Origin of the sequence: Rhodoferax mekongensis (genome assembly GCF_032191775.1) — a bacterium.
Classification (GTDB): Bacteria; Pseudomonadota; Gammaproteobacteria; order Burkholderiales; family Burkholderiaceae_C; genus Allorhodoferax; species Allorhodoferax mekongensis.
Window position 1 is genome coordinate 1,080,275 of the sequence record NZ_CP132507.1, and the last position, 24,867, is coordinate 1,105,141.

Annotated in this window: 23 protein-coding genes; all 23 read left to right on the top strand. The window is 56.3% G+C overall.

Features of this window, described 5'->3' with window-relative positions:
• Positions 1–115 precede the first annotated feature (115 nt).
• The gene (locus RAN89_RS05135; RefSeq protein WP_313869345.1) at positions 116–1,123 is read left to right on the top strand and encodes an NAD-dependent epimerase; all 1,008 of its coding nucleotides are present in this window, start codon (positions 116–118) and stop codon (positions 1,121–1,123) included.
• Between the two features lie 10 nt (positions 1,124–1,133).
• On the top strand, positions 1,134–2,150 hold the full coding sequence (galE, locus tag RAN89_RS05140; RefSeq protein WP_313868553.1) for a UDP-glucose 4-epimerase GalE: 1,017 nt from the start codon (positions 1,134–1,136) through the stop codon (positions 2,148–2,150).
• Complete coding sequence (locus RAN89_RS05145; protein WP_313868554.1) at positions 2,147–3,433, top strand: lipopolysaccharide biosynthesis protein; 1,287 nt, start codon at positions 2,147–2,149, stop codon at positions 3,431–3,433. The genes galE and RAN89_RS05145 overlap by 4 nt, the downstream gene beginning before the upstream one ends.
• 41 nt (positions 3,434–3,474) lie before the next feature.
• Positions 3,475–4,260, top strand: a complete 786-nt coding sequence (locus RAN89_RS05150; RefSeq protein ID WP_313868555.1) for a DUF268 domain-containing protein — start codon at positions 3,475–3,477, stop codon at positions 4,258–4,260.
• A gap of 16 nt (positions 4,261–4,276) precedes the next feature.
• Positions 4,277–4,972, top strand: coding sequence for a methyltransferase domain-containing protein (locus tag RAN89_RS05155; RefSeq protein WP_313868556.1), 696 nt, complete (start codon positions 4,277–4,279; stop codon positions 4,970–4,972).
• 239 nt (positions 4,973–5,211) lie between these two features.
• Positions 5,212–6,102 carry an alpha-1,2-fucosyltransferase gene (locus tag RAN89_RS05160; protein ID WP_313868557.1) on the top strand — a complete coding sequence of 297 codons (891 nt, stop codon included), beginning with the start codon at positions 5,212–5,214 and terminating at the stop codon, positions 6,100–6,102.
• A gap of 41 nt (positions 6,103–6,143) precedes the next feature.
• Positions 6,144–8,009: an asparagine synthase (glutamine-hydrolyzing) gene (gene asnB / locus RAN89_RS05165; RefSeq protein WP_313868558.1), complete on the top strand. Its 1,866-nt coding sequence runs from the start codon at positions 6,144–6,146 to the stop codon at positions 8,007–8,009.
• Positions 8,010–8,061: 52 nt separating this feature from the next.
• Positions 8,062–9,084, top strand: coding sequence for a methyltransferase domain-containing protein (locus RAN89_RS05170; protein WP_313868559.1), 1,023 nt, complete (start codon positions 8,062–8,064; stop codon positions 9,082–9,084).
• A gap of 8 nt (positions 9,085–9,092) precedes the next feature.
• Positions 9,093–10,193: a glycosyltransferase family 2 protein gene (locus RAN89_RS05175; RefSeq protein ID WP_313868560.1), complete on the top strand. Its 1,101-nt coding sequence runs from the start codon at positions 9,093–9,095 to the stop codon at positions 10,191–10,193.
• A complete protein-coding gene (locus RAN89_RS05180) occupies positions 10,190–11,269 on the top strand; it encodes a CgeB family protein (RefSeq protein WP_313868561.1) in 1,080 nt (359 codons plus the stop codon). Before RAN89_RS05175 ends, RAN89_RS05180 begins: the two co-directional genes overlap by 4 nt.
• Before the next feature lie 2 nt (positions 11,270–11,271).
• Positions 11,272–12,153 carry a methyltransferase domain-containing protein gene (locus RAN89_RS05185; protein ID WP_313868562.1) on the top strand — a complete coding sequence of 294 codons (882 nt, stop codon included), beginning with the start codon at positions 11,272–11,274 and terminating at the stop codon, positions 12,151–12,153.
• 11 nt (positions 12,154–12,164) lie between these two features.
• Positions 12,165–13,301 (top strand): glycosyltransferase family 4 protein, encoded by a 1,137-nt coding sequence (locus tag RAN89_RS05190; RefSeq protein WP_313868563.1) that lies wholly within the window; start codon positions 12,165–12,167, stop codon positions 13,299–13,301.
• A 4-nt stretch (positions 13,302–13,305) separates the two neighbouring features.
• On the top strand, positions 13,306–14,343 hold the full coding sequence (locus tag RAN89_RS05195; RefSeq protein ID WP_313868564.1) for a polysaccharide biosynthesis protein: 1,038 nt from the start codon (positions 13,306–13,308) through the stop codon (positions 14,341–14,343).
• Between the two features lie 4 nt (positions 14,344–14,347).
• On the top strand, positions 14,348–15,475 hold the full coding sequence (gene wbjC, locus RAN89_RS05200; protein WP_313868565.1) for a UDP-2-acetamido-2,6-beta-L-arabino-hexul-4-ose reductase: 1,128 nt from the start codon (positions 14,348–14,350) through the stop codon (positions 15,473–15,475).
• Entirely contained in the window at positions 15,472–16,644 is a 1,173-nt protein-coding gene (wecB, locus tag RAN89_RS05205) for a non-hydrolyzing UDP-N-acetylglucosamine 2-epimerase (protein WP_313868566.1), read from the top strand. Before wbjC ends, wecB begins: the two co-directional genes overlap by 4 nt.
• Positions 16,645–16,648: 4 nt before the next feature.
• Positions 16,649–17,902 carry a glycosyltransferase family 4 protein gene (locus RAN89_RS05210; protein ID WP_313868567.1) on the top strand — a complete coding sequence of 418 codons (1,254 nt, stop codon included), beginning with the start codon at positions 16,649–16,651 and terminating at the stop codon, positions 17,900–17,902.
• Entirely contained in the window at positions 17,899–18,849 is a 951-nt protein-coding gene (locus RAN89_RS05215; protein ID WP_313868568.1) for a UDP-glucose 4-epimerase family protein, read from the top strand. The genes RAN89_RS05210 and RAN89_RS05215 overlap by 4 nt, the downstream gene beginning before the upstream one ends.
• The gene (locus tag RAN89_RS05220; RefSeq protein WP_313868569.1) at positions 18,846–19,406 is read left to right on the top strand and encodes a sugar transferase; all 561 of its coding nucleotides are present in this window, start codon (positions 18,846–18,848) and stop codon (positions 19,404–19,406) included. Before RAN89_RS05215 ends, RAN89_RS05220 begins: the two co-directional genes overlap by 4 nt.
• 26 nt (positions 19,407–19,432) lie before the next feature.
• Positions 19,433–19,798: an H-NS histone family protein gene (locus RAN89_RS05225; RefSeq protein WP_313868570.1), complete on the top strand. Its 366-nt coding sequence runs from the start codon at positions 19,433–19,435 to the stop codon at positions 19,796–19,798.
• Positions 19,788–21,647 carry a polysaccharide biosynthesis protein gene (locus RAN89_RS05230; RefSeq protein WP_313868571.1) on the top strand — a complete coding sequence of 620 codons (1,860 nt, stop codon included), beginning with the start codon at positions 19,788–19,790 and terminating at the stop codon, positions 21,645–21,647. The genes RAN89_RS05225 and RAN89_RS05230 overlap by 11 nt, the downstream gene beginning before the upstream one ends.
• Before the next feature lie 87 nt (positions 21,648–21,734).
• Entirely contained in the window at positions 21,735–22,634 is a 900-nt protein-coding gene (gene argB / locus RAN89_RS05235) for an acetylglutamate kinase (RefSeq protein ID WP_313868572.1), read from the top strand.
• A 62-nt stretch (positions 22,635–22,696) separates the two neighbouring features.
• Positions 22,697–23,383 (top strand): response regulator, encoded by a 687-nt coding sequence (locus RAN89_RS05240; RefSeq protein ID WP_313868573.1) that lies wholly within the window; start codon positions 22,697–22,699, stop codon positions 23,381–23,383.
• Positions 23,384–23,398: 15 nt separating this feature from the next.
• Positions 23,399–24,811, top strand: a complete 1,413-nt coding sequence (locus tag RAN89_RS05245; protein ID WP_313868574.1) for a sensor histidine kinase — start codon at positions 23,399–23,401, stop codon at positions 24,809–24,811.
• Positions 24,812–24,867 lie beyond the last annotated feature (56 nt).

The window sequence follows — 24,867 nt, forward strand, 5'->3', positions numbered from 1 at the left end:
CTAGTCTGCACTTGGGGATGGCTGCTTAGAATGCCAGCCACATGTATCTACCCCTTGCCCGCCCTTATACCCAGCCTGCCTTGGGTCGCACCTCTGGTGCACTCATTGGGAGTCAATCGTGACCATACTTGTGACCGGGAGTGCCGGTTTCATTGGTTTTCACGTATGCCAGCGTCTGTTGAGCCAGGGGAATTTAGTCGTTGGTATTGATAATCTCAATGACTACTATGACGTGGGGCTCAAGGAGAGTCGACTCAAGCTGTTGATGGCACATGACAACTTCCGCTTTCGCAAACTGGACGTTGCCGATCGGCCCGACATGGCCGACTTGTTTCAACAAGAGGCGCCCACCCGTGTGGTCCATCTGGCTGCTCAGGCGGGGGTGCGGTATTCGCTGCAAAACCCCCACGCCTATGTGGACTCGAATCTGGCCGGGTTTGTCAACATCCTGGAGGGTTGCCGCTACGGCGCGGTTGAGCATCTGGTCTACGCGAGTAGTTCCAGTGTTTATGGAGGAAATACCAAGCTGCCTTTTTCCGAGCAGGACAGTGTGGATCATCCCATTAGCTTATATGCCGCGACCAAGAAGGCCAATGAGTTGATGGCGCACACCTACAGCCATTTGTTCAATGTGCCGACGACAGGCTTGCGGTTCTTCACGGTGTACGGCCCTTGGGGGCGCCCTGATATGGCCTTGTTTCTGTTTACCAAGGCCATTTTGGAGGGGCGTGCCATTGACGTGTTCAATCAAGGTCAAATGGTGCGGGACTTCACCTTTATCGATGACATCGTGGAAGGCGTGGTGAGGGTGCTTGACAAACGAGCCGCCCCCGCATCACAAGCGGGAGGCGCACCTTACCGCGTATTCAATATTGGAAATAACCAGCCAACGCCCTTGATGGCCTATATCGAGGCCATCGAAAAGTCTCTGGGTCGAGTTGCGGTAAAAAACTACTTGCCGATGCAGCCCGGAGATGTCCCGGCAACCTTTGCGGATACGGACGCACTGAACCAGTGGGTTGGATTCAAGCCCAGCACCTCTGTAGAGCTCGGGGTTCAGCGTTTCGTTGATTGGTATCAGGATTACTATTCAGTGGCAGTGCGCGCCCACGTAGCGTCGTGAAGGGCAGCGAATGAATATTCTATTGACCGGTGGTGCTGGATATATTGGCAGCCATACCGCTGTTTCACTGATTGAAGCCGGGCATCACGCGGTTATTTATGACAACTTCAGCAACAGCAGTCCGACGGTTGTGTGTTGTATTGAGGAAATCACCAAAACAACAGTCCCTGTCATTGCTGGCGATATTCTGGATACCGCGCGCTTGACCGAAGTGCTTCAGAAGCACGCGGTGGATGCCGTGATTCATTTTGCCGGGCTAAAAGCAGTAGGGGAGTCGGTCAAAGCCCCAGTTGCTTACTATGCCAACAATGTGCAGGGCACCATCAGTCTGTTGCAAGCTATGCAGGTGGCCCATGTCAAGAGCCTGATTTTCAGCTCCAGTGCCACCGTCTATGGTGTTCCGCAGTATCTGCCCTTGGATGAGGCACACCCGACTGGAGCGGTCAACCCGTATGGGCGTAGCAAACTGCATATTGAAGAGATGTTGCAGGATGTCGCGAATTCGGACGCCGCGTGGCGGATTGCATGCTTGCGGTACTTTAATCCAGTGGGCGCGCATGCGTCGGCCTTGATTGGGGAGAGTCCGCGTGGTGTGCCCAATAACCTGATGCCCTATGTTGTGCAGGTGGCTTGCGGCAGACTTCCAAGCGTGAGTGTGTATGGCTCGGATTACCCCACTTCCGATGGCACTGGCGTGCGGGACTACATCCATGTAGTCGATCTGGCGCAGGGGCATGTGGCCGCGTTGGACTTTTTGGAGGCTCACCCGGGGTGGAATGCCTTCAACCTTGGGACGGGGCGTGGCTACAGTGTTCTGGAGGTTCTGCGTGCGTTTGAGCAGGTGTGTGGGTTTTCGATCCAGCATTCCATAGTGGCTCGACGGCCGGGAGATGTCGCCGCTGCTTATGCAAAAACGGACGCGGCTAGGCAGTTGATGGGCTGGAGTGCATCGAGGGATATCCACGAAATGTGCGCCAGTGCCTGGCGTTTCGCTCGAATACAGCCTGGATCGGTCGAGTCCACATGAATTGGTCGCGCATCTTTCGGTTGGCTCGCGAAATGGGCTGGCTGGTCTTTGGACAATTGGCGGCTGTCACCGGTACTTTGGTTTTGGTGCGTGTGTTGACCGAACACCTTGCCCCCGAAACCTACGGAGAATTGGCTCTGGGGCTCACGCTGATTGGACTTATTAACCAGGTAGTCCTTGGTGGTGTCGTGACAAGTATTGGTCGTTATTATTCGATTGCTTTTGAAAAACAAGAGTTAGGCGTTTACCTCAAGGCGTCTAAACGTATCTTATGGATTTCAACCGTCATCATATTGACTTTTGGTGGCCTGTGTTTTGGAGGGCTTCAGTTTTTTGGATATGACCCGCAGATTGATTTTGTCGGGCCACTCGTTCTTTTTTCATTGCTTGGTGGATATGGGGCCGCCTACAGTGGTATTCTGAATGCAGCCCGGTTGCGTTCGCTGGTTGCTTTGCATGGAGGGGTGGAGGCTTGGCTGAAGATTCTCTTGGTTCTCGGTGCAGTTTCTTGTTTAGGGGCATCTGTACCGGCGGTTATTGCAGCTTATGTCGGGGCCAGCATGTTGGTGGTCGGGTCACTATATTTCTTCTTGCAATCATGCTTGCATCTCGAGAAAAAATCTACAGAGAATAGCGGTGAGTGGATAAAGCATATATGGAAATATAGTCTTCCATTCAGTTATTGGGGCGTGTTTGTATGGGCTCAACAGAGCTCAGATCGATGGGCGTTGGACCTTTTTGGTTCGCGCGAAGATGTCGGTTTGTATGCTGTGCTGTTTCAACTTGGCTATACGCCGATTGTGATGACGGTTGGAACGGTTGTGTCATTCCTTGGGCCTATTTTCTATCAACGAGCGGGTGATGCGACCGATGAGCGGCGGCGGGGAAGTGTTCGAGCCTTGACTTGGAGAATTACATTGGCTTGCTTGGGTTTGACCGGAGTAGGATTTGCTCTAGCGTGTCTGATGCATGAGTGGATCTTTGCTTGGTTGGTATCCCCTCAATACCGCTCTGTGTCATATCTGATGCCGTGGATGGTGTTGGCTGGAGGACTATTTGCCGCAGGCCAGATGTTGGCCTTGAAATTGATCAGTGATATGCAAGCGTCCATCATGACCTCGGCAAAAATTTGGACGGGCGTCTTGGGTGTCTCTGCCAATTTTTATGCGGGATCTATCTTGGGTGTTCCGGGAGTCGTAGGGGCTTTGGTTATTGTGTCTGGTGTCTACGTTATATGGATGCTTCTGCTGGCACGGAAGAACTTTTCGATGAAAAGCCTTTGAAGTGAAAATGGATGCAGAACCATAGCCACTCAATGTGAAGTATGAAAAAAATTCTTAAGAAAATTCATTGGATTACATCAAGCCAATTGGGGTTTGATTTCTTTGTATTTCTGAAATCATTGCGTGGGATACCACGATTTTTGAAAGATTGGCGTGAGTTCTCCCAGAAGTATGATGGTGTTTTGACGCTGACTCCCTGTTTACACGATAGATATGAAGAAGGAGGAAGTACCAACACGGAGTACTTTTGGCAAGATCTTCTGGTTGCAAGGTGGATTTTTGAAGCAAAGCCGGAAAAGCATGTGGATGTGGGCTCCCGGGTAGATGGATTTGTAGCGCATGTCGCGAGCTATCGTGAAATCGAGGTGTTTGATGTGCGTCCCATCAGGACAAAACTTACCAACATCAGCTTCAAACAAGCAGATCTCATGAATGGGATTGATGAATCTCTGACCTCAGGTGGGTACTGCGATTCAATTTCATGCCTGCATGCTCTTGAGCATTTTGGTTTGGGGCGATATGGGGATCCAGTAGACGCCAATGGCCATGTGCGCGGCTTCGCGAATATGGCGAAGCTGCTGCGGCCGGGGGGGACTTTTTATCTTGCCGTACCTATTGGCCGCGAAAAAGTGGAGTTTAACGCCAACCGCATTTTTGATCCACGCAGCATTATTCGTTTAGCGCAAGCAAATGTATTGTCTCTTCAGCGCTTAGTGGTGATCACTAATGGTTCCACCGTCAAAGATGCTCAACCGATCGACAATGAACTGCAGGCTCTGGCCAATGAGGATTATGGCCTTGGCATATTTGTGTTCAAAAAGCAATAATTCAATTAGGACAGCTATGCTGATCGCCGAGGAAAATGAGTCGAATCGCCAAGTGTGGCTAGAAAAGGCACTCTCCGCTATCCCTCCGGGCCTCCGAATTTTGGATGCCGGTGCCGGTGAGTTGAAGAATCGAAAGCACTGTCGTCATCTGGTATACGTGTCCCAGGACTTTGGACAATATACAGGAGGCAAAGGTGAGGCGGCTACCCAAGGCTTGCATGATTGTCATTGGGATACCAGTCGTATAGACCTAGTTTCTGATATCGCGGCGATCCCTGCTCCTGATGCTAGTTTTGACGCTATTCTCTGCAGCGAAGTGCTGGAGCATGTGCCAGAGCCCACTCATGCACTTGATGAGTTTGCCCGGCTTCTCAAGCCGGGTGGTACGGTTATTCTGACCGCTCCATTTAGCTCCAATGTCCATATGGCGCCGTACCATTTCTGTAGTGGTTTCTCACGATATTGGTATGAGCATCATTTGACTTTACGTGGGTTTGAAATCAAAGAGATTGTGTCTAATGGGGATTGGTATTCCCTATTGCGCCAAGAGATCCTGCGTTTGGGTGGATTGGAGCGTCGACAGGGGGGCTGGTATTGGCCATTTGCATATGCATATGCTGTTCTGGGGGTGGTCTATTTTCGAGTCCGAAAAAAGCACCGAGCAGATGATTTGGCATGCTTTGGTTGGCACTGCATTGCCGTAAAGAAATAAGAATAATAATCAGGTCTTCTGTGGCTTGACTTGCAAAATAGGTGACTGGTGATATTTTATGCGCACCGGCGACTGACACAAGATGTTCGAGGTTTTTTTGTTGTACCGGGTGTTACGCCTGGCTTTCGGAGATCCTTGGACGCAGAGTCTGAATTTATGTTGTGTGTATTGACCTACTGCGTTTTAGAGCACTCACGTACGGCTCCTAGTAAGTAAAGATGAGTTACTCAAAGACTAAGATGGGTACAAAAGTAATTCCCCGAATATTTGGTGGCTTAGGCAACCAACTTTTTTGCTATGCTGCCGCGCGCAGGCTGGCACTAGCCACGGCTTCCGAATTAGTAATAGATGATGTCAGTGGCTTTGCGAATGACAGTTTGTATCAGCGACATTCGCAGTTGGAGCATTTTCATATTCCTTGTCGAAAAGCGCTTGCATCTGAACGGATGGAGCCTTTTTCGCGCATTCGCAGGTATTTGAAGCGAAAAATAAATGCTCAAAAACGATTTGAGTTGCGTACTTATATTCAGCAAGTGGGGATGGATTTTGACTCTCGTTTGCTGGATGTCCAGCCCAGAGGAAATCTGTATCTCGAAGGCTATTGGCAGGGCGAGGCCTACTTCAAGGATATAGAACCTGTGCTTCGGGCTGATTTGCGAATAAAGCCGCCTTCCGACGCCAAAAATCTAGACGTCGCATTGCGAGTGCGCACATGTACTGCCATTGCGGTGCATGTGCGATTCTTTGACACGCCGGGCATTGAGGGCGGCACGAACGCGCCAGGCGACTATTACGCACGTGCCATCGCCAAGATGGAAGAGCTCGTCCCTCAGGCGCATTACTTTCTTTTTTCTGATCAGCCAGAAAGTGCACGTGAACGCATCCCATTGCCTGATGACAGAGTCACCTGTGTGTCCCATAACCAGGGTGATGCATATGCATATGCAGATCTGTGGCTCATGACGCAGTGCCAGCACTTCATCATTGCAAACAGCACATTCAGTTGGTGGGGAGCTTGGTTATCAGCCTCCCCAGGAAAGCATGTGATTGCACCTGGCTACAAGAAGCTGGAAGGCAAGGCGTGGTGGGGGTTCGACGGCTTGCTGCCAGCTGAGTGGATTAAGCTTTGATGCATATCTTCGCCGACGCGGTGAAAATATAGGGCCGTTTCATGTGTGGAATTTTTGGTGTTGTCGATCTGCATGGGGCAGTTGAGCGCAGCGGCATGGAGCTTAGCCTAGCGCGCTTAGCACATCGTGGGCCAGATGGGTCCGGGGTGTGGTATTCAAGTTGTGGGCGGATTGGATTGGGACACAGCCGTTTAGCGGTGGTTGATCTGACGGATGCTGCTAGCCAGCCCATGCTCAGCGGAAGCGGGCGCTTTGTTGTGGTCTTCAATGGAGAGATTTACAACTTCAAGTCCTTGCGCGCCGAGCTGCAGGAAAAGGGCTTCCAGTTCACCTCGTCAGGCGATACTGAGGTTTTGCTGGCTGCGTACCAAGTTTGGGGTGAACAATGTCTGCACAAACTCAACGGGATGTTTGCACTTGCCATTCTGGATCAGGGGGATGAAAGCAGCGGGCCGTCGTTGTTCTTTGCCCGTGATCGGGCAGGGGAAAAGCCTTTCTACTATTCCTATGCCGGTGGAGTGTTTCACTTTGCATCGGAGCTCAAGGCCCTGAAGCATGGGCGCGCGATTGACCTGCAGGCGCTCAACTTCTATCTTGCCTTGGGTTATGTCCCCCGCGATAGGTGTTTGTTTCAGGGGGTTGCAAAGCTGCCGGCTGCGCACAGCGGCCGTCTTGATCTGACGACAGGGGCGCTTGTTATCAAGCCCTACTGGGCGCTACCAGCAAAGAGTGTGGTCGGAAAGGTCAATGGGATGGACTTGGCCGCTGAGGCGGGCGAACTGATCAAAGACTCGGTTCGGCATAGATTGATCGCTGACGTTCCGGTAGGGGTCCTGCTGTCGGGGGGGCTGGATTCCAGTCTGATAGCGGCAGCGGCTGCGCAGGTCAGTTCAACGCCCGTTGAGACCTTCACCGTCTCGTTGCCTGGCTCGGCTCTGGATGAGTCTATGCACGCGCAAAGGGTGGCCAGCTACTTTGGTACCCGGCACCATGTGCTATCGCTGGATAGGCCGGGTCTAGGGCACCTTGACCAGTTGGCCCCATATATCGACGAACCCATTGCTGATTCATCCATACTTCCTGCCTGGTTAGTGTTCGGTTTGGCGCGAAAGCAGGTCACCGTGGCCCTCGGCGGCGATGGTGGGGACGAGTTGTTTGGAGGCTATTCGGACTACACCACCAGTTTGGCGGACGCTCGCCGCTGGGGATGGATGCGAGGCGCCCTGTTGAGCACCGTGGCCTCCGTGGCGGGCCAATTGCCTGCGGGTGTGCGTGGTCGCAATCGCCTGGCCTCGATGCGACATGGACCGCTACGCCAGATGATCTGGGGGCGGCCCTACTTTGATATGCAGCTTCGACAACGCATCATGACGAAGCCGGCCATCGCCGAGTTGGGGGGCGGGGTATCTGCTCCCGAGATGTTCCTGACCCACTTGTTTGATCAGGGCAGCGACCCGGTTGACTGCATGACCCGAACACATTTCGGCAGCATTCTTCCGGATGACTTTCTCGTCAAGGTGGACCGCGCCAGCATGGCGCACAGCCTAGAGGTGCGCGCGCCTTTTCTGGATCATCATTTGATTGAGTTTGCTTTTGAAAAAATCCCCTCGGAATGGAAGGTGCAGGATGGTGAGTCGCGTCGGCTGCAGCGGATCCTTGCGCAGCAGTGGCTTCCGTCGGATCTGGATACCAAGCGCAAGCAGGGGTTTTCTATTCCGATCAATGAATGGTTGCGTGCTGAAGGAGAGAGCGCATTGATGGCAAGAATGGAAGGGCTTCCAGCGATGATCGACATGACGGAGGTCCGCGGTCTTGTCAGGGGGCACCTTGCCGGACGGGCCAATGGGGGGCGGTTGTTTGCGTTGATCATGTTGGCACTTGCCATGCATAACGTAGATGGCCCATGAAGCGAGTCACGCTATTTCATACTGTGCAAAAAACCACCAGCGGATATTAAGGATGACGCCATTTCTACTCAAATACATTTGCGAACCTGATTCAAAGGCGCCGCTTGTTTTGGCCGGCGCGGTGATGGATGAGGACGGGAACATACATTCAGGAAACTTAGTGGCGCCATCGGGTCGGCGCTATCCCATCATCAACGGCATTCCGCGCTTTGTTGAGACGGTGGAGACTGAAAGTGTGACGTCTTTTGGCGATGAATGGAATCACTTCAACTTTACCGACTTCAAGATTAATTGGCTTCAGCACACGGTGAAGAACACATTTGGATCTGCAGGTGCATTCAAGGACACGTTGATCGTAGACGCCGGCGGCGGAAGTGGGGCGCAAACCAAATGGTTTTCCGAGTATGGCGCGAAGCATGTGATCATGCTGGACCTGTCTCACTCGGTAGACGATGTGGTACGGCGAAATCTGGCGGGTCTGAAGAATGTCGATGTTATCCAATGCTCGATTGATGCGCCGCCATTGTTGGATCAGTCCATAGACGGCATGGTCTATTGCCACAACGTTATTCAGCACACGCCATCGGTTGAGAAGACTGCACATGCCCTCTATGGGCTGGTGGCTCCAGGTGGAGAGTTTGTTTTTAACTGCTATGGCCTGAACGACCAGGGTGTCTTGAGATGGGGGCGCTGGCATTTGATCTATTTGCCCCTGCGTGCAGTACTCTCTCGCATGCCGTTCCGGGCCATCCTTTTCTATGCGCACTTCATCTCGCTTCTGCGGATGTTGCCCGGCCTGGGAGGTGTCCTTGAGAAGCTCCTGCTTTGTGTTCAAGGGGATGTGCCGAAAATAGAAGGGGAAACTCGCTGGTCTCGGATTGTCAGAAGGTACAAGGCCGCATGTCTGAATACCTTCGATGCGTACGGATCACATCAATATCAGCACCATAAGACGGATGCTGAAATTCGAACCTTGGTGGCTACGCTTCAGCCCGACGTGGAGAAGGTCCTGAATGCCGAAGAATATTTCGCACGCCCCCCCAAGATCGGCTGTGCACTCAGGGTTTTCAGATAGCCGTGGTCATGAACGCCAATCCCAAAGAAGTCTCTTCTATTCATCAAGCGTCAGATAGCGCTGGTGACCGGCCGCTACTGTCGGTGTGCATTCCTGCCTACAACCGGGCCGCTTTGCTGGGGCCACTGCTCGAATCCATCTTGGCCCAAGACTTTGAGGCGTATGAAGTCTTAATCTGCGAAGACGGTTCGCCGGAGCGTGCAGCCATTGCGGAGGTCGCCGACCGATTTGATCGACTGCGTCCTGGGCTGATTCGCTATGTAGAGAACCCCGTCAATCTGGGGTATGACGGCAATATCCGCCGCCTGGTCGAGTTGGCGCAAGGGCGCTACTGCGTGTTCATGGGCAATGACGATTTGCTGTGCAAAGGGGCGTTAGCGCGCATAGCCGCGGCCGTGACGCAGCAAGCTGACTGTGGCGTGGTGGTCAGAAGCTACGCCTCCTTCGATGCGGATCCTACTCTATACAAACAGATTTTTCGCTACTTCCCGCAACAGCATGTGCTGCGCGCAGGAGCGCAGGCCATCTTCACGGCCTACCGACGCTCTGTCGTGATATCGGGGATGGTGATCAACCGGGATGCCGCGCACGCCGTCGAGACAGATCGATTTGACGGGACCTTGTTGTATCAGCTCTATCTGGTCGGAATGGTTCTGTCCGCGCACAGCGTGGTGTTTGTGCCGGAAGTGATTGCCTTGCGCCGGGATGGCACGCCACCGGACTTCGGGAACAGCGAAGTAGAAAAGGGAAAGTTTGTCCCGCATGACCAAACGCCAGAGTCATCGCTTCATTTCATGCGCGGCATGCTCGATATCGCTAAGTATGTTGAAGAGACTCTAGGTTTGAAAGTATTCAAGGCGATTCGTGCGGATATCGGCAACTATGCCTATCCCATACTTTCCATCCAGGCAAAGCGCCCCACATCCGTGTTTTTTGCCTACGGCGTGTCATTGGCCAGGCTAGGTTTCTGGCGGTATCCCTTGTTTCATCTCTACTTCCTGGCTCTGCTACTGCTCGGTCCCGACCGCTCGGACCGGGTAGTTGGCTTGATTAAAAAGAAGTTGGGTTACACCCCACGTCTTGGCGCGGCCCGAGGAGGCGGCCAGTGAAGATTTTGATAGTCGGGGACTGGCATTCCAAGCTGCATGAGGAGGTGGTTCAGCAAGCCTTACAAGGCCTTGGTCATGAAGTGGCGGCCTTCAAGTGGTGCAACTACTTTTCAAGACCTGTGGGGCGCTTGGCTGGGCTTAGGCACTTTGTTCGCCGCGCACAGAACAAGTATCTTTGGGGGCCGCAGCTACGCAGCCTTAATCGTGATCTATTGGCGCAAGCATCGAAGTTCAAGCCGGATGTGGTGTTTATCTACCGCGGTACTCATGTCCGAGCAGCGACCGTTCGTGCTCTACGTGCCCAGATACCCGGCGTGGTTCTGATCGGATACAACAATGATGACCCTTTTGCCGGAGGTCATATCGCAGGACTATGGCGACACTTTATCGCCAGTCTACCGTTGCTTGATTTGGCGCTTGCTTATCGCCAAGCCAATCTCGAAGACTTCGCACGTGCGGGTGCCCCGCGTGTGGAGCTGTTGCGCTCTTGGTATGTACCGGAATTGAACCACCCGAAAGAGCTAAGTGAAAAGGAGCTTGAGCGCTTCGATTGTGATGTAGCGTTCATCGGGCACTACGAGCCGGATATGCGTCTTGCCTGTCTGGAGGAGGTCGTGAGGCGTGGTTGGCGCCTACGCCTTTTTGGCCATCAGGAGGGGTGGGCGCTGGCATTGCAAGAGTCCCCTATCCTGCGCCAATTGGCACCGGTCCATCCCCTCTGGGGGGCAGACTACAATTCCGCGCTGGCAGGGGCAAAGGTCGCCTTGTGTTTCTTGTCCAAGCTGAACCGGGACACTTACACTAGGCGCTGTTTCGAGATCCCGGCAAGTGGCGCCCTGCTGTTGTCGGAGCGCACGGCCGACCTGGAGGGCTTGTTTCTTCCGGGTAAAGAGGCGGACTATTTCTCGTCACCCCAGGAATTGGGGGATAAGCTGGACCTGTATCTGCGCAACGAGGAGTTGTGCCACGCGGTGGCTGCCGCGGGACGCGCCAAAGTGGCGGCAGCCGGGCATGATGTCACGTCCCGGATGCGCATGCTGACAAATTGGATTGAAGAACTGAAGGCGAAGCACTGATCATGAGAATGGAAGAATCGTTCTGGATGCGTCTGTGTCGCAAATTGGGTTGGACACAACTAGCTTGGTCGCTGCGCCGTTTGCATTGCCCTGTGGCTCCCGATGCGCTGGTTCTGGAAGTGGGCTCAGGAGGAAACCCGTATTTCCGATCCAATGTGCTGCTTGATGCCTTCGAGGTGACGCAGCAACGCCATTGGGCTCCACTGGTTGTTGACCGGGCCACGGTGTTGGGGGCTGTGGAGCATTTGCCGTTTCGCGACAAGAGCTTCGACTTTGTGATCGCTTCGCATGTGTTCGAGCACTCCACACAACCAGAACTGTTTCTACGAGAGTTGCAGCGTGTTGCCAAGGCCGGTTATATCGAAGTTCCAGATGCTCTGATGGAGCGCCTCAACCCGTATCGAGATCACCGCCTCGAAATCACAGTGCGTGATGGCAGGTTGCTGGTACGCAAGAAGCCCGACTGGCGCACGGACCCTGTTTTGGTCGAGCTATTTGATTCGAGAGGCAAGAAGTGGATTGCCGGAGAGACGATTCCTAGACACCCATTTGATTTTCACGTGCGCTATTACTGGGATGGGCACATTGATTTCACGATCCTCAATCCTGAGGTTGACGCGGACTGGGCCGCACCTACCGAAGAGAACCCGGGCACACCACGCAATGGTTTGCGCGCTCGAGTCAATAAGCGTGTCTTGCAGCTGGCACGCGGCCTTTTGTCACAACGCAAGCGCAACATTGGGATCAAGCTCGACGACTTACTTGCTTGCCCGGAATGCAGAAGCGCTGACCTGCATATCGGTGCCGAGCGCATAGCGTGCAGCAGTTGCCATGCCGCGTACCCCGTACGCAATGGCCTGCCGGCTATGTTTGTCAAGCACTGAAGGGGGAGCGATTGCGCATCCTCATCAATGCACTATCGGCACGTTTGGGTGGCGGTCAGACCTATTTGCGAAATCTGTTGCTCCACGTTCCCCCAGGAGAGTGGAGGATTTTTTTGCTATGCCCGGACAACTTTGATTTGCAGGGTATGCCGGAAAACGTCGAGCGGATTGCGGTGGGGCGGGATTTGAGCAACCCTTATCGCAGAGCGTTGTGGGAAATTCTTCATCTGGGTCGAATGGCGCAACGATTGAATGCGCAAGTGCTGTTTAGTCCCGGAGGGCTATTGCCTCGCTTGGGTTTACCGGTCGGACTCAAAACTGTAGTCACGTTCCAAAATATGCTGCCTTATGACCGCACTCAGCGCCAGCGTTACCCTTGGGGTGCGCGGCGCTTGCGTGAGTGGTTGCTGGAGCGTGGCCTGTCCGCTGCTATGCGCCGAGCTAATCTGGTGATCTTCATCTCCCGGTTCGCTGCTGACTTTATCCAGTCCCGAATCGGGCCATTAGGAGGGCGCGCAGTGGTGATCCCACACGGCATTCATCCACGGTTCCTGTTGAACTCGGCACGGCCATTGCCCCGCCCAGAAATCGCGCCTGATGGCGAGTACTACCTGTATGTCTCATTCGTCGACTTTTATAAGTCTCAGATTGAAGTTCTGCAATCATTCGCTTCTATGAAGGTGCAAGGACTGGCCCCCGGCACTTTGGTGATCGCCGGAGGGGGCTACGCACCCTACCAATCTGCCTTGCGTGCTGAAATAGCGCGACTTGGACTAGAGGCGTCGGTGCTCTTGAGTGGTAATCTGCCGCACGAACAATTACCGGCCCTGTACCAACATGCTCACCTAAATCTGTTTGCCTCGCGCACGGAAAACTGCCCGAATATTCTCATGGAAATCATGGCAGCCGGCCGGCCCGCCCTGGTTTCAAACAGCGGTCCCATGCCCGAATTCGCGGGCGATACGGTGTTTTACTTCGATCCGACCAACCCTCATTCGATTGCCGATGCTTGGCGTCAGGCATTGGACAATGCTCAAGAGGCTGAGCAGAAGGCCATGGCTGCAATAGATTCGGTCAAGTGCCGTACTTGGCAGCGCGCTTCTGAATCGGTTTGGCGTGAAATCGCATTAACTGTCTCCAAAGGATGAATCCATGTTTGCAAATAAAGTGCTTCTGATCACAGGCGGCACTGGTTCGTTCGGTAATGCTGTCCTCCGCCGTTTCCTGAGCTCAGAAATTGGAGAAATCCGCATTTTCAGTCGCGATGAGAAGAAGCAAGATGACATGCGCAAGCGCTATGCGCATCCCAAGCTCAAGTTTTATATCGGCGATGTGCGCGACATCCGCAGCGTGGCGGCCGCCATGCGGGGCGTGGACTATGTGTTCCATGCTGCCGCGCTCAAGCAGGTGCCCTCCTGCGAATTCCATCCCATGGAGGCCGTGCGCACCAATGTGCTGGGCACCGAGAACGTGCTGGAAGCCGCCATTGCGGCCCGCGTCAAGCAAGTGGTCTGCCTGAGCACCGACAAGGCTGTCTATCCCATCAATGCCATGGGCATCAGCAAGGCCATGATGGAGAAAGTCATGGTCGCCACCAGCCGCAACCTTGACGGCACCGTCATTTGCGGCACGCGCTATGGTAATGTGATGGCCTCGCGCGGCTCGGTCATTCCACTGTTTGTCGACCAGGTGCTGGCGGGCAAGCCCATCACCGTGACCGACCCTAGCATGACGCGCTTCATGATGACTCTAGAGGACGCGGTGGATCTGGTGCTCTACGCCTTCGAGAACGGGCGCAACGGCGATATCTTTGTGCAAAAAGCACCAGCCGCCACGGTCCAAGTGCTGACCCAGGCCCTGCTGGAGCTGCTGGGGCGCAGTGCGCATCCGGTCCATGAAATCGGCACCCGGCACGGCGAGAAGCTGTTTGAGACCCTGCTGAGCCGCGAAGAGATGGCCTGCGCCGACGATCTAGGTGGGTACTTCCGGGTGCCGCCAGACGGTCGCGATCTGAACTATGCCAAGTTTGTGGAAGAGGGTGAGCGCAAGCTGACCCAAAGCTCGCATGGCGAGGACTACAACTCGCACAACACGACTCGCCTAGATGTCAGCGGCATGCGAGAGCTGCTGCTAAAGCTGGATTTCATGCGGCGCATCGTGCGCGGTGAAGCGGCCGTTGCCGAGGACTGAGCCCATGAAGGTACTGATCACGGGTGCGAATGGCTTTGTCGGCAAGAACCTGCAACTGCACCTGAGCGAACGCAAGGATGTGCAGGTGGTCTGCTTCACCCGTGAACACGGGGTGACGCAGTTGCCCGCGCTGCTGCAAGGGGTGGATTTCGTCTTCCACCTCGCGGGCGTGAATCGCCCACAGGACCCTGCCGAGTTCACGGTGGGCAATGCCGATCTGACACGCGCCCTGTGCGCGGAAGTGGCGCGCGCTGCGCATGCGGCGGGCCGGGCCATCCCGATCCTCTATACCTCGTCGACCCAGGCTGCGTCCGACAATCCTTATGGTCGCAGCAAGCGGGAGGCCGAGGTCGCATTGCAGGCGTTGGAGCAGGACCCGCTGGTGCCGGTGCATCTCTTCCGGTTGCCCAATGTGTTTGGCAAGTGGTGCCGGCCCCAGTACAACTCTGCCGTCGCCACGTTCTGCCACCACACCGCCCGGGGCTTGCCCATCCAGATCCACGACCCGCACGCCGCCATGACGCTGGTCTATGTGGACGATGTAATTAAGCGCTTCCTGCAAATCATGGACGGGGCAGACCCGGCGACCAACGCAGAAGGTTTTGATACCGTAGCCCCACAGTACACCGTGACCGTGGGCGAGCTTGCCCGGCAGATCGCCTCGTTCCGGGATAGCCGCGCCACACTCATGACGGAGCGCGTGGGGACGGGCTGGATGCGGGCGCTGTATGCGACCTATGTCAGCTATCTGCCGGTCGAGGCCTTTTCCTATGAGGTGCCGGGCTATGCAGACCCGCGTGGCGTGTTCGTGGAAATGCTCAAGACCCAGGACAGTGGCCAGTTTTCCTACTTCACGGCGCATCCCGGTGTGACCCGGGGCGGGCACTATCACCACAGCAAGACAGAGAAGTTCCTCGTCATCCAGGGGGATGCTAGGTTCCGCTTTCGCCATATGCAGACCGGTCAGGAGCATGTGCTGCAGACCAGTGGCACCAAGCCGCAGATCGTAGAGACCGTGCCTGGGTGGACCCACGACATCACCAATATGGGTGACGCAGACATGGTGGTGATGCTCTGGGCTAACGAGGTGTTTGACCGCGCGCGGCCCGATACCTTCGCCTGCCCGGTATGACATTGCTTGGAAAGAACCCCATGACGCCCAAAAAACTCAAGGTCATGACCGTGGTGGGAACCCGCCCCGAGATCATCCGTCTGTCGCGCGTGCTGGCAAAATTGGATGCGCACTGTGAGCATGTGCTGGTGCACACCGGCCAGAACTACGACTACGAGCTCAACCAGGTGTTCTTTGACGATCTGGACATCCGCAAGCCCGACTATTTTCTGGACAGCGCAGCTAACTCCAGCGGCGCTGCCCACACCATAGGCAATCTGATCACGGCGGTAGACCGCGTGCTGGAGCAGGAACAGCCGCAGGCCATGCTGGTTCTGGGCGACACCAATAGCTGCCTGTCGGTGATTCCCGCCAAACGGCGCAAGGTGCCCATTTTTCACATGGAGGCAGGCAACCGCTGCTTTGACCAGCGCGTGCCGGAGGAGACCAATCGCCGCATCGTGGACCACACGGCCGACATCAACCTCACCTACAGCACGATTGCGCGCGACTACCTGTTGCGCGAGGGCCTGCCGCCGGACATGGTGATCAAGACCGGCAGCCCCATGTGCGAGGTGCTGACGCACTACCGCCCCCGCATCGATGCCTCCGATGTGCTGCAACGCCTGGCGCTGGAGCCGGGGCAGTACTTTGTGGTGAGCGCCCACCGCGAAGAGAATATCGAGTCGCCAAAGTCGTTTGGCAAGCTGGTGGAGGTGCTTAACACCGTGGCAGAGGACTACGGTGTGCCGGTGATTGTCTCCACCCATCCGCGCACGCAAAAGCGCGTGGACGCCACCGGGGTGCGCTTCCATCCGCAGGTTCGCCTGCTCAAGCCCTTGGGCTTCCATGACTACGTGAGGTTGCAACTGTCTGCACGTGTAGTGCTGTCCGACAGCGGCACCATCAACGAGGAATCTTCCATCCTGAACTTTCCAGCGCTCAATCTGCGCGAAGCGCATGAGCGGCCCGAAGGCATGGAAGAAGCTGCCGTCATGATGGTGGGCCTGGAGGTGGAGCGTGTGCGCCAGGCGCTGACCATCCTGTCCACCCAGGCGCGTGGCGCGCAGCGTAGCCTGCGCCAGGTGGAGGACTACAGCATGCCCAATGTCTCGGACAAGGTACTGCGCATACTCCACAGCTATACGGATTACGTCAACCGCGTGGTGTGGAAGAAGTACGCCGCCTGACGCTATGCATGTGCTTGTGATCAGCCAATACTTCTGGCCGGAGAACTTTCGTATCAATGATTTGGTGGCCGACTTGGTCCAGAAGGGGCACCAGGTCACGGTTTTGACGGGCAAGCCGAACTACCCCGAAGGGCGAGTGTTTGAGGCCTACCGCCGTGCGCCCGCAGACTTTGCCAGCTATGCTGGCGCGTGCGTGGTGCGCGTTCCCATGCTGGCGCGCGGGCGTGGGGCGGTACGCCTGGTGCTTAACTATTTTAGTTTTGCCCTGAGCGCCTCCCTCTGGGGCGCCTGGCGTCTGCGCAAGCAGCGGGTGGATGCCATCCTGGTGCACGAGCCTTCGCCCGTGACCGTGGGGATTCCTGGCGCAGTGTTGCGCTGGTGCAAGCGCGCACCCATGGCTTTCTGGGTTCTGGATTTGTGGCCAGAAACACTGAAGGCCGTTGGCATCGTCCGCTCTGATTGGGGCCTGTGGCTGGTAGGGCAGATGGTCCGCTGGATTTACCGTCGCTGCGACCTGATCCTGGCGCAGTCCAAGAGCTTCATCCCTCAGATACGCCGGTATGCAGGTGACAGCGCCCGCATCGCTTACTTCCCCAGCTGGGCAGAGTCATTGTTTGCCGGAAATGCGGCCCCGCGTCCGGCCGAGGAACTGGCTAGCGCGCCTGGCAGTTTCACGGTCCTGTTTGCGGGCAATATGGGCGAAGCCCAGGACTTCCCCGGCATCTTGGCAGCGGCGGAGTACCTCAAAGACTCCCAACCCCATATCCGCTGGGTGGTTTTGGGTGATGGCCGTGTGAAGCCATGGGTGGAGGAGGCCATAGCTGCACGCAAACTGGCATCCTGTGTGCAACTGCTGGGCCGCTTTCCCGTGGAGCGCATGCCGTCTTTTTTCCAGGGGGCTGATGCGTTGCTCGTCAGCCTTAAAAAAGAGCCCATTTTTGCGATGACCATTCCCGGCAAGCTGCAATCCTATCTGGCCGCCGGGCGCCCCATAGTCGCCATGCTCGACGGCGAAGGGGCTGACCTGCTGGACACCCATCGCGCCGGGCTTACTTGCTCGGCTGGTGATGCCCGAGGGCTGGCGGATGCCGTTCTGCGTCTGTCTATGCTGGCGGACGCTTCGCGTGCCGAGATGGGTCGAAGAGGTATGGCCCTATACGAGCAAGAGTTCGAGCGATCCATGCTACTGAGGCGTCTGGAGGCCTGGCTGCTCCGGATGGCTGAACCAGCCCCTAGGGGAGCGAGTCGGCGTCCATGACGGTGCTATTGACGGGTGCCTCCGGCTTTGTCGGCAGCGCGCTATTGCGCAAACTGCTCGCCGCAGGCCAGCGCGTTCATGCGTGTTACAGAACCCCACCACCCACTTCGCCCGAGGGGGTGACTTGCTACGCCATCCCCGACTTCACCTCGGAAAGCGCTTGGCGTGCCGCCTTGGTCGGTGTGGAGGTGCTAGTCCATGCGGCGGCCAGAGTCCATGTCATGGATGAGATGGCCGCAGACCCCTTGGAAGAGTTTCGGCGCATCAATGTCCAGGGCACTCTGGCGCTGGCGCGCTGGGCGGCCGAGGCTGGAGTTCGGCGCTTTGTGTTCATGAGCTCGGTGAAAGCACTTGGCGAGCGAACCTTCCCTGACGCCCCATTTGCAGCAGACACCCTACCAGCGCCAGAGGATGCCTATGGCATCTCCAAATGGGAGGCCGAACAGGGGCTGCTACGGCTCGCCCAGGAAACCGGCATGGAGGTGGTCATCATCCGTCCTCCCCTGGTCTACGGCCCAGGGGTCAAGGCTAATTTCGCCGCCATGATGCGCTGGGTGTCCTGGGGCATTCCATTGCCCTTGGGCGCGGTGACGCATAACCGGCGCAGTTTTGTGGCGCTGGACAATCTGGTGGATCTGACCATGCTGTGCACCCACCATCCCGCCGCCGCAAATCACATTTTTCTCGCCAGTGATGGCGAGGATTTATCCACTGCGGAATTGCTGCGGCGCATGGGGCGTGCCTTGGAAACCTCGGTGCGTTTGCCGGCCGTACCACTGGCCTGGCTGGAAATCGGCGCACGGTTGATGCGTAGAACGAATATTTACCATCGGCTCTGCGGTTCTTTGCAGGTCGATATCAGCAAAACCCGGCAATTATTGGAATGGACCCCGCCGCTGACCGTGGATGAAGGGCTCTGGCTTGCCGCAGGAGAGTTTCGAAAATGAAACGATTATTGGACGTAATACTGGCCCTAATGGGAGGTCTGTTGCTGGCAATCCCGATACTTCTCACCGCCGTTGCGGTTCGTTTGACCTCTGCGGGGCCGGTCTTGTACTGGAGTGATCGGGTGGGGCGGAATAACCGCTTGTTCAAAATGCCCAAATTCCGCAGCATGCGTGTCAACACGCCGGCCGTGGCGACCCACTTATTAGAAAACCCAGACCAGTGGCTGACACCTATAGGCTCGTTTCTGCGCAAAAGCAGTTTGGACGAATTGCCGCAACTGTGGTGCATTTTGAGCGGCGATATGAGTTTTGTTGGTCCGCGCCCTGCACTGTTCAATCAGCAGGATTTGATAAGTTTGCGGACTAGCAAAGGAGTCCATATGCTGGTTCCCGGTTTGACGGGCTGGGCGCAAATCAATGGGCGCGACGAATTACCCATTCCCCACAAAGTAGCGTTGGACGAAGAATATTTGAAACAGTATTCCCTGGGTTTGGATTTGAAGATAATTGCCCTTACTATAGTGAAAGTCTTGAAACGGGAAAGTGTTACCCACTGATTGCGTTCTGCATAAAGGAGAAGCGTGTGAGCAATCTGATCGATATTCAATCTCAAATCGAAAAACTGCAGAAGCAGGCAAATGAGATCAAAGCCAAAGAATTCAACAGCACTGTCCAGGATATCTTGGCAAAAATGCAAGCATTCGGGATCACGGTGAAAGATCTGCAGAATGCCAAGCCGGCGAAAGGTTCCAAAGCTATCCGCGGCAAAAAACCTGCAGCCGTTGCCAAAACTGAGAAGACCTCCAAAAAAGCGGGTGTGGCAGTGGCTGCCAAATACCGCGGCCCCAATGGAGAAACTTGGTCGGGGCGTGGTTTGACGCCCAAATGGTTGTCCTCCTTGATCGCACAAGGCCAGTCCAAGGAATCATTCGCGATCAATGCACAGTAAGTTACTCGCTTGGCCGCGTTCGGCCAAGCGACTGATCGTGATTGCACTCGATGTAGTGCTTGCGATTCTTTCCACGTGGATTGCGTATTCGTTGCGGTTGGAGGGATTGCACCGGCCTGCTGAGGCTCAGTGGTGGGTCTATGGCATTGCACCGGTATTGGCGATTCCCATCTTCATTCGTTTCGGCTTGTATCGCGCGATCTTCAGGTACACCGGTCAGGCGGCATTGATTGCGACGGGTAAAGCGGTCGCTCTCTATGCACTCTTCTTGTCCGCGCTGCTAATGTGGCACCAATGGCCCATGGTGCCGCGCAGTTTGGGTTTGCTTCAGCCGATGGTGTTTCTGGTTCTGGTCGGCGCAAGCCGCGCTTTTGCGCGTTTCTGGCTGGCTGAAATGGATGCAAAGGCCCGCGGCTCATCGGGCCGATTGTTGATTTATGGCGCAGGCAATGCAGGCGCGCAAACTGCTGCGGCTTTGGGCGTGGCGCGCCAATATGATCTGGTCGGTTTCGTGGATGATGACGAAACCATGGCCGGGCGCAGTTTGAATGGCCTGCCGGTCTACTCCGCAAAGGCCTTGTCCCGGCTGGTGTCATCAGAGGCGATAACTGACATTTTGCTCGCCATGCCCAACGCACCGCGCGAGCGGCGGAACCAGATCATCGCAGCGCTTGACGGGATACCGGTGCATGTGCGCACGCTTCCAAGCATGTCCGATCTCGCCAGCGGAAAAGTGACGGTTCAGGATATTCGGGAACTCGACATTGAAGATTTGTTGGGTAGGGATCCTGTTCCACCGTCAGAAGCGCTGCTGAACCGTGAGTTGAATGGGAAAGTCGTTCTCGTAAGCGGTGCGGGCGGAAGCATCGGTTCGGAGCTTGCGCGTCAGATTTGCGCGCAATTGCCGGCCAACTTGATTTTGCTGGATCACAATGAATTCGGCTTGTATTCCACCCATCAAGAGCTCTCAACCATGCACTCGGAGCATGGAGTCTCCGTAGAGTTGGTGCCCCTTTTGGGCAGCGTGTCGAATGAGGAGCGCTTGCGCGATGTTCTGACCACTCACAGGCCCTCAGTGGTTTATCACGCTGCCGCATACAAGCACGTTCCCATGGTGGAAGACAACCCCGGGGAAGGGGTGCGCAACAACATCTTCGGGACCCTGAATCTTGCGCGTGCGGCAGCGCAAGCGGGTGTGAAGCGTTTTGTCCTCATCAGTACGGACAAAGCGGTTCGCCCCACCAACGTGATGGGCGCAACCAAGCGCGTGGCGGAATTGGTGCTGCAGGCCTTGGCGGCAAACAACCCGGAAACCTGCTTTTCCATGGTCCGCTTTGGAAATGTGTTGGGCTCCAGCGGTAGCGTAGTGCCCCTATTCCGCAAACAGCTGGCCGAAGGCGGCCCGCTCACAGTGACCCATGAAGAGGTAACCCGCTATTTCATGACCATTCCGGAGGCGGCCCAGTTGGTGTTGCAAGCCGGCGCCATGGGGCAGGGCGGTGATGTGTTTGTGCTGGACATGGGGAAGCCGGTGAAAATCATGGACCTGGCTAGGCGCATGATCCAACTCTCAGGGCTTTCTGTCCGGGATGCAGCACATCCGGATGGCGATATTGAAATTGCCGTAACGGGTCTGCGTACCGGTGAAAAGCTCTACGAGGAGTTGCTGATTGGCGACAACCCACAACCGACGGAACACCCCCGAATCATGAAGGCGCATGAGCCTTATGTGCCCTGGGAGCAACTCAAGCCGGAGCTCGATGCGCTGTATGTGGCTGCAGAACGTAACGATATGTTCGCCATCAAGGCGTTTATGCAAAAGCACGTTCAGGGCTACCAGCCGGCCTGATACCGAGGACGGTATGGCCGGTGCACACATGCGGCACAATTTGGTCCTGAACACTTTCTCCGACTTATCCCCCATTGGGTGCCCTTCATGACAGACGCTACGACCGCCATCACCATTGCCCCGTTCGATCAAGCCCAAATTCTGGCTCGTGCCTTGCCTTACATCCGCAAGTTTCACGGCAAGACCATGGTGATCAAGTACGGCGGCAATGCCATGACGGACCCGGCCTTGCAAAAAGCCTTCGCGGAGGATGTGGTGTTGCTCAAGTTGGTGGGCATCAACCCTGTGGTTGTGCACGGCGGTGGTCCCCAGATCGAAGGCTTGCTGAAGCGCCTCGGCAAAAAAGGGGAGTTCATTCAGGGCATGCGCGTGACCGACCCCGAAACCATGGAAGTGGTTGAATGGGTCTTGGGTGGTGAGGTGCAGCAGGACATTGTCGGGCTGATCAACCAGGCTGGTGGCAAGGCCGTGGGCCTGACGGGCCGCGATGGCGCCATGATCCGGGCCCAAAAGCTCAAGATGGTGGACAGTGCAGACCCGACCAAAGAGCATGACGTCGGCCAGGTGGGCGATATCGTCAGCGTAGACCCCAGTGTGGTGAAGGCCCTGCAGGATGACGCCTTTATTCCTGTGGTCAGCCCCATCGGCTTCGGCGAGAACAATGAAAGCTACAACATCAATGCCGACGTGGTGGCAGCCAAGCTCGCTACGGTGTTGCAGGCCGAGAAGCTCATGATGTTGACCAACATCAGTGGCGTGTTGGACAAGCAAGGCGTCCTGATGACAGACCTGACCGCAAAACGTATTGATGAACTGTTTGCCGACGGCACGATCAGCGGCGGCATGCTGCCCAAGATTGCCGGCGCACTGGATGCAGCCAAGAGCGGCGTGAACTCGGTGCACATCATTGACGGCCGTGTCCCGCACGTGCTGTTGCTAGAGATTCTGACTGATCAGGCCTTTGGCACCATGATCCGGTCGCAGTAATCCATTTGCTATCTATTTTGTAGCTACTCGCGCATAACGGTAGTGCGCCAGAGAGGGTTTTGATGCGACTCCTGTTGGTTGAAGACGATGTGATGGTGGCTAGCGGCATCAAGCTGGGCTTGACCGATGCCGGCTATGCCGTGGATTGGGTGGGTAGCGCAGAGCGTGCGCTCGAAGTCACCCAGACGGAGTCCTTTGATGTGGCGGTGGTGGACATCGGGCTGCCGCACATGGATGGCTTGGCCTTGACCCATTCCCTGCGCAAAAATGGCCAGACCATGCCGGTGCTGATTCTCACGGCGCGAGATGCATTGCAGGACCGCGTGCAGGGTCTCGATATGGGCGCAGATGACTACATGGTCAAACCCTTCGAGCTGCCTGAGCTGCTGGCCCGCTTGCGTGCACTTTTGCGCCGCTCGCAGGCTGCAACCTCATCGATCCTGAGCTTTGGCCCCCTGGAGCTGGATACTGCCCAGCGCGTGGCCTGTATCCGTGGTGATGGACTGATTGCCACTCCATTGGAGCTGGGCCCCCGCGAATGGACCGTAATGGAATACCTGCTCCTGCAAGCGCCCAAGCCTGCCAACAAGGACAAGCTTTTGCAAGCACTCACTGGCTGGGACAAAGAAATCACCCCGAATGCCGTGGAGGTGTACATCTCCCGGCTGCGCGGCAAACTGGAGCCGCATGGCGTGGCGCTTCGCTCCATTCGCGGCTTCGGTTACCGCCTGGAACTCATCGCAGCCTGAATGGTGAACGCCGGCATGTCCACCGGTTTGCAGCGGCGCCTGTTGCTTCTGCTCTTGTTGCCTTTATTTGTACTGGCTTTGTTGAATGCGTGGTTCGACTACCGCTCTGCAGACAGCGCAGCGCTGCAGCAAGACAGTCAGCTCCTCAGCCTGGTGCCTTTGTTGGCTGACTCCATCGTCGCCCGGGGCGATACGGCGGCCGCGGTTCCTGTATTGCTCACCGCACCACCTGTGGAAGAGTTCTTGAACAGTCGGCCGGGCGCTGCAGCAATTGCCGTCGCTGGCTTGGATGGCGTGGTGCGCGTGGGAGCAGACTGGCTTTCAGGGGCCCCGCCCACGACTAAAGAACCCGCATTTTCCAGTGAAGAGTTTGAGGGGGTAACTTACCGCATCGTCAGCCAACGGGTACAGACCGTGGCGGGTGAATTGGTGGTTCGCTTGGCGGATGGTTCAGACCCCCGCCAGCAATGGCTGCGCTTGCTCGCGTTGAAGGTGGTGCTGCCGAACCTGGTGCTCGCCTTCGCCGGTTTTTTTGCAGTGCGTTGGGCAGTGGGCACCGCACTGCGCCCCTTGCTGGAACTGCGGGATGCTTTGGAGCGGCGTTCCCCGCGCGATTTGTCGGCCCTGGACCCGGACGCTTCGCCCGATGAGGTGAGGCCGTTGGTGGTGTCCTTGAACCGGCTGTTCGGTCTGGTGAATGCCCAGGCCGAAAGCCAGGCCCGTTTCGTGGCGGATGCGGCGCACCAACTGCGTACGCCGCTAGCCGGACTACAGGCCCAAGTAGAAGCCTGGGCCCAAGCGGTGGATGCCCAGACTTCCGATAAAAATACGGCATCAGCGCCCGCCGGATCTGCGCAAGCTGCTATCACTTTAGGAGCGGATCAGGTCTTGCGCTTGCGCCACGCTGCCCGCAGGACGTCCCAGCTTGCCAACCAGTTGCTGGCCCTCTCAAGGGCTGATGCGCGCAGCGCCAATGTGCAGCCGTTGCAACGCATCGATCTGCAGCAACTGTGCGAGGCGGTACTGGAGTCGCAACTGGATGCGGCGATGGACAAAAACATAGACTTGGGGCTTGATGCCAGCCCGGTGCACATCAGCGGGCAAGAGTGGTTGTTGCGCGAATTGCTGGTGAATCTGGTCGATAACGCGATCAAGTACACACCCTCAGGCGGGCACGTCACCATCCGCTGCGGCCAGGGGCGCTATGCGTTTCTGGAGGTGGAAGACGACGGCCCCGGCGTGCCAGAGGCTGAGCACCAGCGTGTGCTGGAACGCTTTTACCGGGTTGCGGGTACGGCCGTGGAGGGCAATGGTCTGGGGCTTGCGATTGCCAATGAAATTGCGCTGGTCCATCGCAGTCAGCTGGAGCTCAAGCCCGGCGGAGCGGGGCGGGGTCTGTGTGTAGGGCTTCGATTCCCCCCGGCCTGAAATTCAAAGTGGCCTGTTGGCGTGTGCGAAAATTTGAGTGGCCACTAACTTCAACG

Bases quoted from the DNA above. Each gene is read 5' to 3' on its own strand.
- RAN89_RS05230 (WP_313868571.1), top strand. From the start codon at position 19,788: ATGCACAGTAAGTTACTCGCTTGGCCGCGTTCGGCCAAGCGACTGATC.
- RAN89_RS05160 (WP_313868557.1), top strand. From the start codon at position 5,212: ATGGGTACAAAAGTAATTCCCCGAATATTTGGTGGCTTAGGCAACCAA.
- argB (WP_313868572.1), top strand. From the start codon at position 21,735: ATGACAGACGCTACGACCGCCATCACCATTGCCCCGTTCGATCAAGCC.
- RAN89_RS05175 (WP_313868560.1), top strand. From the start codon at position 9,093: ATGAACGCCAATCCCAAAGAAGTCTCTTCTATTCATCAAGCGTCAGAT.
- wecB (WP_313868566.1), top strand. From the start codon at position 15,472: ATGACATTGCTTGGAAAGAACCCCATGACGCCCAAAAAACTCAAGGTC.
- RAN89_RS05185 (WP_313868562.1), top strand. From the start codon at position 11,272: ATGAGAATGGAAGAATCGTTCTGGATGCGTCTGTGTCGCAAATTGGGT.
- RAN89_RS05195 (WP_313868564.1), top strand. From the start codon at position 13,306: ATGTTTGCAAATAAAGTGCTTCTGATCACAGGCGGCACTGGTTCGTTC.
- RAN89_RS05240 (WP_313868573.1), top strand. From the start codon at position 22,697: ATGCGACTCCTGTTGGTTGAAGACGATGTGATGGTGGCTAGCGGCATC.
- asnB (WP_313868558.1), top strand. From the start codon at position 6,144: ATGTGTGGAATTTTTGGTGTTGTCGATCTGCATGGGGCAGTTGAGCGC.
- RAN89_RS05155 (WP_313868556.1), top strand. From the start codon at position 4,277: ATGCTGATCGCCGAGGAAAATGAGTCGAATCGCCAAGTGTGGCTAGAA.
- RAN89_RS05245 (WP_313868574.1), top strand. From the start codon at position 23,399: ATGTCCACCGGTTTGCAGCGGCGCCTGTTGCTTCTGCTCTTGTTGCCT.
- wbjC (WP_313868565.1), top strand. From the start codon at position 14,348: ATGAAGGTACTGATCACGGGTGCGAATGGCTTTGTCGGCAAGAACCTG.
- galE (WP_313868553.1), top strand. From the start codon at position 1,134: ATGAATATTCTATTGACCGGTGGTGCTGGATATATTGGCAGCCATACC.
- RAN89_RS05215 (WP_313868568.1), top strand. From the start codon at position 17,899: ATGACGGTGCTATTGACGGGTGCCTCCGGCTTTGTCGGCAGCGCGCTA.
- RAN89_RS05210 (WP_313868567.1), top strand. From the start codon at position 16,649: ATGCATGTGCTTGTGATCAGCCAATACTTCTGGCCGGAGAACTTTCGT.
- RAN89_RS05150 (WP_313868555.1), top strand. From the start codon at position 3,475: ATGAAAAAAATTCTTAAGAAAATTCATTGGATTACATCAAGCCAATTG.
- RAN89_RS05170 (WP_313868559.1), top strand. From the start codon at position 8,062: ATGACGCCATTTCTACTCAAATACATTTGCGAACCTGATTCAAAGGCG.
- RAN89_RS05145 (WP_313868554.1), top strand. From the start codon at position 2,147: ATGAATTGGTCGCGCATCTTTCGGTTGGCTCGCGAAATGGGCTGGCTG.
- RAN89_RS05220 (WP_313868569.1), top strand. From the start codon at position 18,846: ATGAAACGATTATTGGACGTAATACTGGCCCTAATGGGAGGTCTGTTG.